This is a genomic window from Kineococcus glutinatus (assembly GCF_039542765.1).
In the GTDB taxonomy this organism is placed as follows: domain Bacteria; phylum Actinomycetota; class Actinomycetes; order Actinomycetales; family Kineococcaceae; genus Kineococcus_A; species Kineococcus_A glutinatus.
Genome location: NZ_BAABIL010000265.1, coordinates 1 through 10,726, shown reverse-complemented (window position 1 = coordinate 10,726; position 10,726 = coordinate 1). Strand labels below are relative to the sequence as shown.

Genomic DNA, 10,726 nt, shown 5'->3' with positions numbered 1-10,726 from the left:
GCCGTCAGCACCCGCCGCCGCCGCCGGCGCCGGCGCAGCACCCCCACCCGGGCGGCGGTGCCCTCGACGAGGCCGCCCACGTCGACCGCCGCGCCGTCCTGCCGCAGCGCGCGGGTCAGCAGCCCCGCCAGCACCGGGTCGTCGTCGTGCTCAGCGCCCACCGCCGACCTCCTCCTGCTGCAGCAGGGTGCGCAGGGTCGCCAGCCCGCGGTGGGCGTTGCTGCGCACCGTCGCCCGGGAGCAGCCGAGCAGCTCGGCGATCTCCTCGTCCGGCAGGCCCTCGTAGTGCCGCAGCACCAGGGCGCTGCGCTGCTTGTCCGGCAGCCGCCGCAGCAGCCGCAGCAGCAGGTCGCGCTCGGCGTGGGCGGCGGCGCCGTCCGGCACGCCCGTCTCGGGCAGCGCGGCCGGGTCCGCGGCGCGCTCGGTGCGCCGGAACGCCAGGCGGGTGGAGGAGATGGAGGCGTTGACGACCATCCGCTTGACGTAGGCGACGGGGTCGTCGGCGCGCTCGATGCTGCCCCACCTCAGGACGGCGCGGGCCAGCACGTCCTGCACGACGTCCTCGGCGCGGTGCGGGTCGCGCAGCAGCGCGCGGGCCAGCCGCACGAGGGCGGGGCCCTGGGCCGCGACGAAGGACCCCAGGTCGAGGGGCGGGGCGCTCACGTGCTCACGCGCGCTCCCCGGCGCGGCGCGGGCGGCCAGCACCGCCGCGCTCACCGGGGGTCCCCGTCCGTCGTCCGCACACCCCAGGGACGCAGCGCGGGGCCCCGCTGTTGCACCGCGCCACCGTTCCCCCGATCCCGCACCGCCCGACGAGGAGGTCAGCGCGGCGCGGACGGGCCGGCGCCGTGGCCGACCACGTCGAAGACGAGCGCACCACCGTCGGGGTGCAGCAGGGGCCCGACGAACTCCTTGAACGCCGCGTGCTCGGCGTCGCAGTACGCCGGGTCCTCCACGACGGGCGCGCCGACGTAGTGGTTGCGGTCCCCCTCGGAGGCGAAGGTGACCACGACGCCGTGCTCGTAGCCGCCGCCGGCACCCTCCCCGCTGCCCTGCCCGCCGGCCTCGACGGACGTGATGTAGCGCTCGCCGTCGGCGCGGCGGGAGTCGGCGAGCGCGAGGAAGCGTCGCAGCACCTCGGCCTTCTGCGCCTCCGTGACCTCCTGCCGGTAGCGGAAGAGGACGATGTGGCGCACCAGCCCGGGGCGGTGGTCCCGGGCCGTGAAGGCGGCCGCGCCGACCGCCGCGAGCTGCTCCCGCAAGGACTCGATCACGCGCACATCCTCCCCTCCGGCAGCTGCGGGAGGTGGGACCCCCGCGGTCACGGCATCGTGGTGGTGACCCGGTGGGTGCCGGCGGCCAGCTCCCGGTCGGCCTGGCCGGGCAGGCGCAGCACGGCCGTGGCGCCCTGCGGGACGCTCACCTCGGCCTGCAGACCCGACCCGCTCAGCTCCCAGCGCACCGACAGCCGCCCGAGCGGGGTGTCCAGGCTCCCGCGGGCCCACGTCAGGCCGCCACCGGGCTGCGGGGCGACGAGGCTGCGCCGGTACCCCGGCTCCAGCGGGGCGATGCCGGCGATGGTGCGGTGCACCCAGTCGGCGACCGCCCCCAGCGCGTAGTGGTTGAAGGAGGTCATCTGGCCGGGGTTGATCGACCCGTCGGGCAGCATCGAGTCCCAGCGCTCCCAGATCGTCGTGGCCCCCATGGTCACCGGGTACAGCCACGAGGGGCAGTCCTTCTCCAGCAGCAGCCGGTAGGCCGCGTCCAGGTGCCCGGTGCTGCTGAGCGCACCGGTGACGTACGGGGTGCCGGCGAAGCCGGTGGAGATGCGGTAGCCGGCCTGCTCGACCAGCTCCGCCAGCCGGTCACCGGCCCGGGCGCGCTGCTCCCCCGCCAGCAACCCGAACTCGACGGCCAGCGCGTAGACGGTCGCGCAGTCGCTCTCCACCCTGCCCTGCGCATCGACGTAGTGCTGCAGGAACGCCGCGCGGACGCGATCGGCGGCCGCGGCGAAGCGGTCGGCGTCCTCCTCGCGGCCCAGCACGCGGGCGGCGTCGGCGACGGTCCGCGCCGAGCGGTACAGGCAGGCGGTGGCCACCACCCCCTTGTCGGCCTTGGCGTCGGCGGGCCGGTCCGGCGGGGCGTCGGGGTCGAGCCAGTCCCCGAACTGGAAACCGGTGCTCCACAGGCCGGTGGGCGAGAGCAGCCCGAGGACCCGCTCGACGTGCGCGGTCATCGCCGGGTAGTGCTCGCCCAGCAGCTCCCGATCGCCGTAGGCGTTCCACAGCGCCCACGGCAGCCACACCGCCACGTCCGACCAGACCGCGGTGCTGTCGGGGTCGGGGAAGTCCGGCGGCTCGGGCATGTACTTGAGGACGTCGGGGATGACGAAGGCCACCATGCCGTCGCGGGCGCGCTGCTCGGCGGCCAGGTCGCGCATCCAGTCGCGCAGGAAGTCCTTGACGTCGAACAGGTAGGCGGCGGTGGGGCCGAAGACGGCCAGGTCACCGGTCCAGCCCAGGCGCTCGTCGCGCTGGGGGCAGTCGGTGGGCACGTCCAGGAAGTTGCCCTTCAACCCCCACACGACGTTGCGGTGCAGCTGGTTCAGCAGCTCGTCGGAGCACTCGAACTCCCCGGTGCGGCGCAGCTGCGAGTGCACCACGACGGCCCGGACCGCACCGGCGAGGTCGGCGGGCACCGCGGCGCCGTCGTCGCCGGGCCAGCCGTCGACCTCGACGTAGCGGAAGCCGTGGAAGGTGAACGTCGGCTCGAAGGTGTCGTGCCCGCCGGACAGCACGAAGCGGTCGGTGGCCTCCGCGGTGCGCAGCGGCCGGGTCCCCAGCTCGCCGTGCTCGAGGACCTCGGCGTGGCGGACGGTGATGGTGCTGCCCGCCTCGCCGCGCGCGCTCAGGCGCAGCCAGCCGACGAGGTTCTGCCCGAAGTCGACCAGCAGCCGCCCGGAGGGCGAGCGGAACACCTCGACCGGTGCGAGCACCTCCTGCCGGCGCACCGGTGGTCCGACGTGCTCGGTGAGGCGGGCGGTGTCGAACTCCAGCACGTGGACCCCGCTCCAGCCGTCGTCCGCCGCGGCGGTGGTCGCCCACGCCGGGTCGTGGCGGCGGGCGTCGATGCTCTGCCCGTCGTAGAGGTCGTCGGCGGTGGTCGCGGAGGCGTGCGAGGACCACGTCTCGTCGGTGAGCACGAGCTGGGTGTGCCCGTCGGCGAAGGTGATCTCCAGCTGGGCGAAACCGGCGAGCTCGTCCCCGTAGCAGGCGCGCCTGCCCATCCACCCCAGGCGCCCGCGGAACCAGCCGTTGCCCAGCGCCAGGCCGAGCACGTGCTCCCCGCCGCCGCCGTCCGCCGCGGTGCCCGCTGCGAGGGCGGCGGTCACGTCGTGGCTGCGGTGGCGCAGCCGCCACTCGTAGCTGCTCCAGCCCGGCGTCAGCACGTCGTCGCCGACGCGCCGGCCGTCCAGCCAGGGCTCCACGACACCGAGGGCGCTGACGTGCAGCAGGGCGGAGACCACCTCGCCGTGACCGGTGTCCACGGTGAAGCGGCACCGCAGCAACGGGGCGCCGTCTCGGGCGGCGTCGGCGTCGGCGGCGATCATCGTCGCGTGCCAGGTGGGCATCAGCTCTCCGTCTCGAAGTGGTGTCGTCCGGCGCCGACGTGGCCGACCGGGTGCCCGGGCAGGTCGATCGTGGCGGTGACGCCGAGCGGGACGTCGACGTCGACGACCAGGCCGCCACCGCGGCGGCGCCAGCTCACGGCCGCCGGCCCGTAGGGGGTCTCGTGGCGGGCGGAGGCCGACGCGAGGCCCCGCCCGGGGCGCGGGCGCACCAGCAGGCGCCGGTAACCGGGTGCGGCCGGGGCCAGCCCCGCGACGCTCCGGTGCACCCAGTCGGCGATCGAGCCCAGCGCGTAGTGGTTGAAGCTGGTCATGTGCCCGGGGTTGACGGTGCCGTCGGGGAGCATCGAGTCCCAGCGCTCCCACGTGGTGGTGGCACCCATCGACACCTGGTACAGCCAGGAGGGGCAGCCGGTCTCGGTGAGCAGCGCGTAGGCGGCCTCGTCGTGGCCGGTGCGGGTGAGGGCGTCGGCGACCAGGTTGACCCCGGCGAACCCGGTGGCCACCCGGTGCCCGTCGGCCGCAACGAGCTCGGCCAGGCGGGTCCCCGCCGCCGCGCGCCGGTCCGCGGGCAGCAGGTCGAAGACGATCGCCAGGGCGTACGCCGTCTGGGCGTCGCTGCTCAGCCGCCCGTCGGCGGTGGCGTGCTCGGCGACGAACGCCTCGCGCACCTGCCGCGCCAGGTCCGTGTAGCGGGCGGCGTCCTCCTGCTCACCCAGGACCTGCGCGATGCCCGCCAGGGTGCGCGCCGAGTGCGCGAAGTAGGCGGTGGCCACCAGGTACCGGTCGGTGCGGGCGGCGGCGGGCTCCTCCGGCGGGGCGGCCGGGTCCAGCCAGTCGCCCAGCTGCAGCCCGGTGTTCCACAACCGGCTCGGGCCGGCCAGGCGCTCGACGAGGTCCACCCACGCCCGGGCGCTGTCGTACTGCCTGCGCAGCACCCCGGCGTCGCCGTAGCGCTCGTGCAGCACGTGCGGCAGCAGGACGGCCACGTCGCCCCACACCGCTCCCGGCTGCGGCGGGTCCCAGAACTCGGCCGGGATCATCGGCACGTACCAGGGCACCGTCCCGTCCGGCAGCTGCTCGGCGGCCACGTCGGCCAGCCAGCCGGACAGGAAACCGGCGCAGTCGTACAGGAAGGAGGCGGTGGGGCCGAAGACCTGGATGTCGCCGGTCCAGCCCAGGCGCTCGTCGCGCTGGGGGCAGTCGGTGGGGATGTCGACGAAGTTGGAGCGCATGCTCCACACCACGTTCTCGTGCAGGCGGTTCAGCCGCTCGTCGGAGCAGGTGAACCAGCCGGTGCGGCGCAGGTCGCTGTGGTGGGCGCGAGCCACCACGTCGCCCTCGTGCAGGCGCCCGGGCCAGCCGGTGACCTCGACGTAGCGGAAGCCGTGCAGGGTGAAGCGCGGCTCCCACTCCTCACCCCCGGGCGCGCCGGCGAGGACGTAGGTGTCCGTGGCCGCGGCGGTCTGCAGCGTGCGGGTGTACAGCTCCCCGTCCTGGAGGACCTCGGCGTGGCGCAGCTGCACGCGCTCACCGGCGCTGCCGCGCACGCGAAGGCGCACCCGACCGGCCAGGTTCTGCCCGAAGTCCAGCACCGTCCTGCCCGACGGGGTCGTCAGCACCGCCTGCGGCAGCACCTCCCGGGTGCAGCGCACCGCGGGGCCGTCGGCGGCCACCAGGGTGGCCGGGTCCCGCTCGTACGTGCGCACGCCGGCCCACCCGCTGTCGTCGAAACCCGCGAGCGAGAAGGGGACGGCCAGGCGTGCGTCGTAGGACTCCCCGTCGTACAGGCTGCTGGCGGTGACGGGTCCGTGCGCCGCGCGCCACCCCCGCGGGTCCTGCTCCGGGCCGGTGGCCACGACGACGCGGCGCCCGTCGGTGAGGTCCACCTCCAGCTGCGCCAGCAGCGCCGTCCGCTCGCCGTACAGGTTGCGGTTGCCGCCGTGGGTGCCGTAGCGGCCGCGGTACCAGCCGTCGGCCAGCCAGGCGCCCAGGGCGTTGTCGCCCTCGTGCAGCAGGGCGGTGACGTCGTGGGTGCGGTAGCGCAGGCGGTGGTGGTAGCTGGTCCACCCCGGCGCCAGCACGTCGTCGCCCACGCGCCGGCCGTTGAGCTCGGCCTCGCACAGGCCGTGGGCGCTCAGGTGCAGCCGGGCGCGCGCGACGGGGGCCGGCAGGTGGACGTCGCGGCGCAGCAGGGCGGGGCGGTGGTCCGCCCCGGGGTCCTCGTCCCAGTCCGGTCCGATGGGCACGGCCACCCAGTCCGAGGCCTGCAGCAGGCCGGCCTCGATCTCCAGGGGCGCGCTGGCGGCGGTCGGCTCGGGCCGGTCCGGGCTCCAGGCGCGCACCCGCACCCGCACGCGCTCGCGCGAGGACAACGGCTGCGCGGGCCAGGGCACCAGCACGCTGTCCCCGGACCCGATGCGGCCGCTGGACCACGTCGGCGCCCGCTCGGCGCCGACCAGCGCGGGCACCGGCTCCACGAGCACCTCGTAGGCGCTCTGCCGCCACCCGTCGGGTGGCGCGGCGGTGGGTCGTGCGATCCAGGAGAGCCGTGGCCGGGCGGTGCCCAGGCCGAGTCGTGGATCACCGTGCTCGGCGCGCAGGTCGGTGATGACGACGTCCGGGCGGTGGCGCATGTGGTTCCGTTCGCGAGAGCAGGGACGCCGGACGGTCAGCCCTTGACGGCGCCGGCGGTCATGCCGGCGACGATCTGTCGGTTGAAGAACAGGTAGAGCACCAGCGGCGGGATCGTGATGAGCAGCACGTCCATGAACAGCAGGTTGTAGCTGGACAGGCTCTGGCTCTGGAAGTTGAACAGCGTCAGCTGCACGGTGGCGCCGGCGTCGCCGGGCAGGAAGTACAGCGGGGTCTGGAAGTCGTTGAACACCGTCACCGACTGCACCAGCACGACGGTGACCACGACCGGCCGCAGCAGCGGCAGGACGACCCGGAAGAACAACCGCAGCGGGCCGGCGCCGTCCAGGACCGCCGCCTCGTCCAGCTCGCGCGGGATGGTGGAGATGAACGCCCGGAAGAGGAGGACCGCGAAGGAGAGCCCGAAGGCGACCTCGACGAGGATCAGCCCGGGCATGGTGCCGAACATCCCCAGGCGCTGCAGTACCCAGATCGTGGGCACCACGGCCGGCGGCATGATCAGCCCGGCGAGGACGAGGAAGCTGATGAACCCGGTCCAGCGGGTCTTCTGGCGCTGCAGCACGAAGGCGACCATCGCGCCGAGGACGACCATGGCGGTGACGCTGGCCACGGTCAGCACGATCGAGTTGATGAAGGCGATGATGAGCAGGTAGTCGCGCGTCCGGACGACGTCGAGCAGGTTCTGCCAGCCCTGGAAGCTGCGCGGCAGCGCGAAGCGGAACTCCGAGGCCTGCTGGGCGTCCATGAACGCCGTCAGCAGGATGAAGGCGAAGGGGACGATGAAGACGACGATGCTGACGACGATCGCCAGCGCCCCGACGCCGTAGCGGTACAGCGCCGCGCGGGGACCACCGACGCGCCCGCCACCGGCGGACGGGGCACCGGGTGCGCCGCCGGCCCGCGAGCGCGGGTCCAGCGTTCCGGCAGGGCCGACCGCGGAGCTCACAGCTCGACCTCCTTGCGGGCGAGGAACCGCGTCAGGGGCAGCACGATGGCGGTGACGGCGACGAAGAGGATGACGTTGCCGGCGGTCGAGAGACCGTAGAAGCCGGCCTGGTACTGCTTGTAGATGACCGATGCGATGACGTCGGAGGTGAAGCCCGGCCCGCCCTTGGTCATGGCCCAGATCAGGTCGAAGGAGCGCAACCCCCCGATCAGGGACAACGTGATCACCGTGGAGGTCGCCGGCCACGACAGCGGGAAGATGACGTTGCGGAACAGCGTCCACGACCCGGCCCCGTCGACCTTGGCGGCCTCGTAGTACTCCTTGGGGATGGACACGATGCCGGCCATGTAGATCAGCGTGGCCAGGCCCACGCCCTTCCACACGTCGACCAGCGCGACGGAGAACAGGGCCAGGGAGGGGTCGACCAGCCAGCCGGGCCCGTCGACGCCGATCACGCCGAGGGCGGAGTTGATGGCGCCCTTGGTGGGGTTCATGAGCACCTGGAAGGTGATCCCGACCCCGACGCTGGAGACCAGGACGGGGAAGAAGACCACCGCGCGCAGGTACCCGCGGCCGATGATCTGGCTGGTGAGCAGCATCCCCAGGGCCAGCCCGAGGACGACCTTGGCCCCGGAGGTGACGATCGCGTAGACGAAGGTGTTCACGAAGCCGCGCGTCAGGGCGGGCTCGGAGAAGAACTGGGCGAAGTTCTCGAGGCCGATGAACTCCGAGGTGAAGATCGTCCACCGCGTGAGGCTGAAGTAGAACGACAGCAGCGTCGGGACGAGGAACAGCACCGCGTAGACGACCGCGGCGGGCAGGTAGAACCAGCCCGGGTACGGGCTGTGGTGCCGCCCCCCACCCCGTCGGGTGGGTGCACCGGGCGCCGTGCGCGACGTCACGGAAGCCGTCGTGGCCACGCGTGTCACCTTTCTGGGTCGGCGGGTCCCGGCCGGCGCCCGACCGGGAGGTGGGGAGCGGTTGCGGTCACCAGCCCTCGAGGCCGAGCTGCTGGGCCTGCTTCTCCACGTCCTGGTCGTACAGCGCGGCGGCGTCCTCGGCGGAGCGGATGCCCGAACCGACCTCCACCAGGATCTGCTCCAGCGCCGGTCCCTTGATCGGGGAGACGTACTCCAGCGCCGGGGACTGCCGCTCGGAGTCGAAGTAGGCGCTGACGTCCTCGGTGATCTGCGGGACGTCGCCCGGCAGCTCGCAGCCCTCGACGAGGTAGGGGCCGGTCGGCACGCTCTTCTCGGACTGGATGTCGCACGACTCCGGCGTCACCAGGTAGTCGAGGAACTTCTTGGCCGCCTCCAGCTCCTCCCCCGTCGTCGACTTCGGCACGTACACCCCGCCCGGGAACCAGGCGGTCAGGCCGTTGGTCGCGGCATCGTCCCCGGGTAGGGCGAAGAAGCCGATGTCGCCGATCTTGTCGGGCGCCACGCTGAGGATCGTGGCGACGTTCGTCGAGAGCAGGGGGTACTGGGCGCCCTCACCGGCGGCGAGCATCCGGATGCCGTCCTCGACCTTGGCCGAGGCGTAGTCGGCGTTCGTCAGCGCCTTGTCGTGGATCTCCTGCGTGTGCTGGAACCCCTTGATGGCGGCCGCGTCGGTGGCGTACTTCGCCCGGCCGGCGGTGTACTCCTCGGCGAAGGAGGGGTTGGCCGCGGCGACGTTGTGGAAGTCGCCGAGGACCAGCAGCTGGGAGGTCCACGTCTCGCCGTAGGTCTGGACCACGGGGGCGATGCCGGCCGCCTTGATCTTCTCGCTGTTGGCGATGAAGTCCGCCCACGTCTGGGGCACCTGCAGGCCCAGCTGCTCGTAGACCTTGCGGTTGTAGAGCACCCCCCCGCCGAAGGCCGTGCCCAGCGGAACGCCGTAGACCTCGTCGCCGGCGCTGACCTGGGGCGTGAAGCTGTCGTCGACCCCGTCCAGGAAGGCTTCGCCGGTCAGCGGCGTCAGCGACGACTGCGGTGCCAGCTGCTGGAACAGCGATCCGCTGTTGTAGGCGAAGACGTCGTTCATGCTGCCGGTCTGCAGGCGCGTCTTGACCAGGTTGTCGCCCTCCGTGCCCTGCGGGCGGGTCTCCACCTCGACCCGGACCTCGGACTGCTGGGCGTTGAAGTCGTCGGCCAGCGCCTCGGCGGTCGCGATGGTCTGCGGGGCATTGTCCACCAGGAAGGTGATCGACGTGCCGCCGCCGCCGTCGTCGTCGGAGGAACCGAGGCTGCCGGCGCTGCAGGCGGACAGGACGAGCGGCGCCAGGGCGAGGGCGGTCAGGCCGGCGAGCGAGCGGCTGCGGGGTGGGTGAAAGGCCACGGGAGTCTCCTCGTCGAGACGGTCGTCCAGCAGGCGAGAGCCGGCCGGATTCAATGAGGCGTTTCATTTAAGACGTGCCATCACGGTACGAGCCGCTGCGACAGCAGTCAAGAGCCGCCTCGCCCGCTGCGTCACACGCCGCGCCGGGTGCTCCCGAGCGCGCGCGTCGTCGTCGGACCCGGCACCGGCACACGGCCGGCGCTGCTCTCGCGCACGAGCAACGAGGGCTGCACCACGACCGTGCGGTGCACGTGCCCGCCGCCCTCGGCGACCTCCTCGGCCAGCAACCGCACGGCCGCCACCCCCATCTCCTCCCCCTCCAGCCGGACGGTGGTGAGCGGGATCGCCCCTCCCCAGGCGCGCGCGTCGTGGTCGCACCCCATGACGGCGATGTCACCGGGCACCGACAAACCGGCCTCCTGCAGTTCCTGGACGATGGAGGCCCCCAGCAGGTCGGTGACCGCCACGACGGCGTCGGGTCGGTGGCGCGCGGGCACGGCCAGCAGCCGCTCGACGGCGGTCCGGGCGTGGGAACCGTCGACGTGCTGGGTGTCGATCTCGGTGAGGCCGACGCCGCGGCCGGCTTCCCGCACGGCGCGTCGCACCCCCACCTGGCGTTGCTGCACCGGCTGCAGAGCGCCCAGCTCGCTGACCCACGCCAGACGGCGGCGCCCGAGCTCGATCATGTGCCGGGCGGCGAGGTGGCCCACGCGTTCGTTGTCCACCAGCACCGTGCAGCAGTCCTCCCGGCCGGTGTCGTAGTTGATCACGACCAGCGGGGTGCCGTGCCTGCGGACGCGCTGCACGCCCACCGCGGGGTCGCTGAGCGGGGCCAGCAGCACCCCGCTCACGCGGGCGCTCTCGAAGAGTTCCAGGTGGGCGTCCTGCAAGCTGTCGTCGCTGTCGCTGTTGGTCACCAACAGGTTCATGCCCTCGGCGGCGGCTTCGCGCTGCGCACCGCGGGCGATGTCGACGAAGAGGGTGTTGCGCAGGTCGACCACGACCAGGCCGATGGTGCGGCTGTCGGCACCGGCCAGCGAGCGGGCGTTGGCGTTCGGGGTGAACCCCAGCTCCTCGATGACGGCGCGGACCTTCTCGACCGTGGCCGGTCGCACCTGCCCGGGGTGGTTGAGCACGTTGGAGACCGTGCCCACCGACACCCCGGCCCGCGCCGCCAC

General features: G+C 73.5%; 8 protein-coding genes. All 8 read right to left on the bottom strand.

Annotated features, from left to right (window positions below):
• Positions 1–150: 150 nt before the first annotated feature.
• Positions 151–663, bottom strand: coding sequence for a SigE family RNA polymerase sigma factor (locus ABEB16_RS10920; protein WP_345712279.1), 513 nt, complete (start codon positions 661–663; stop codon positions 151–153).
• 158 nt (positions 664–821) lie between these two features.
• Positions 822–1,274: a Dabb family protein gene (locus ABEB16_RS10915; RefSeq protein WP_345712278.1), complete on the bottom strand. Its 453-nt coding sequence runs from the start codon at positions 1,272–1,274 to the stop codon at positions 822–824.
• A 47-nt stretch (positions 1,275–1,321) separates the two neighbouring features.
• The gene (locus tag ABEB16_RS10910) at positions 1,322–3,631 is read right to left on the bottom strand and encodes an alpha-L-rhamnosidase (RefSeq protein WP_345712277.1); all 2,310 of its coding nucleotides are present in this window, start codon (positions 3,629–3,631) and stop codon (positions 1,322–1,324) included.
• Positions 3,631–6,264 (bottom strand): family 78 glycoside hydrolase catalytic domain, encoded by a 2,634-nt coding sequence (locus tag ABEB16_RS10905; RefSeq protein WP_345712276.1) that lies wholly within the window; start codon positions 6,262–6,264, stop codon positions 3,631–3,633. The genes ABEB16_RS10910 and ABEB16_RS10905 overlap by 1 nt, the downstream gene beginning before the upstream one ends.
• A gap of 35 nt (positions 6,265–6,299) precedes the next feature.
• Positions 6,300–7,118, bottom strand: coding sequence for a carbohydrate ABC transporter permease (locus ABEB16_RS10900; RefSeq protein ID WP_345712281.1), 819 nt, complete (start codon positions 7,116–7,118; stop codon positions 6,300–6,302).
• A 107-nt stretch (positions 7,119–7,225) separates the two neighbouring features.
• Positions 7,226–8,149 carry a carbohydrate ABC transporter permease gene (locus ABEB16_RS10895; RefSeq protein ID WP_425560161.1) on the bottom strand — a complete coding sequence of 308 codons (924 nt, stop codon included), beginning with the start codon at positions 8,147–8,149 and terminating at the stop codon, positions 7,226–7,228.
• A gap of 67 nt (positions 8,150–8,216) precedes the next feature.
• Complete coding sequence (locus ABEB16_RS10890) at positions 8,217–9,548, bottom strand: ABC transporter substrate-binding protein (protein WP_345712275.1); 1,332 nt, start codon at positions 9,546–9,548, stop codon at positions 8,217–8,219.
• A 131-nt stretch (positions 9,549–9,679) separates the two neighbouring features.
• Positions 9,680–10,726, bottom strand: a 1,047-nt coding sequence (locus ABEB16_RS10885; protein ID WP_345712274.1) for a LacI family DNA-binding transcriptional regulator, incomplete at its 5' end; no start/stop codon positions are given.

What these genes read in the sequence shown, in the direction of transcription:
- ABEB16_RS10910 (WP_345712277.1), bottom strand. Translation starts at nt 3,631, where the DNA reads ATGCCCACCTGGCACGCGACGATGATCGCCGCCGACGCCGACGCCGCC.
- ABEB16_RS10905 (WP_345712276.1), bottom strand. Translation starts at nt 6,264, where the DNA reads ATGCGCCACCGCCCGGACGTCGTCATCACCGACCTGCGCGCCGAGCAC.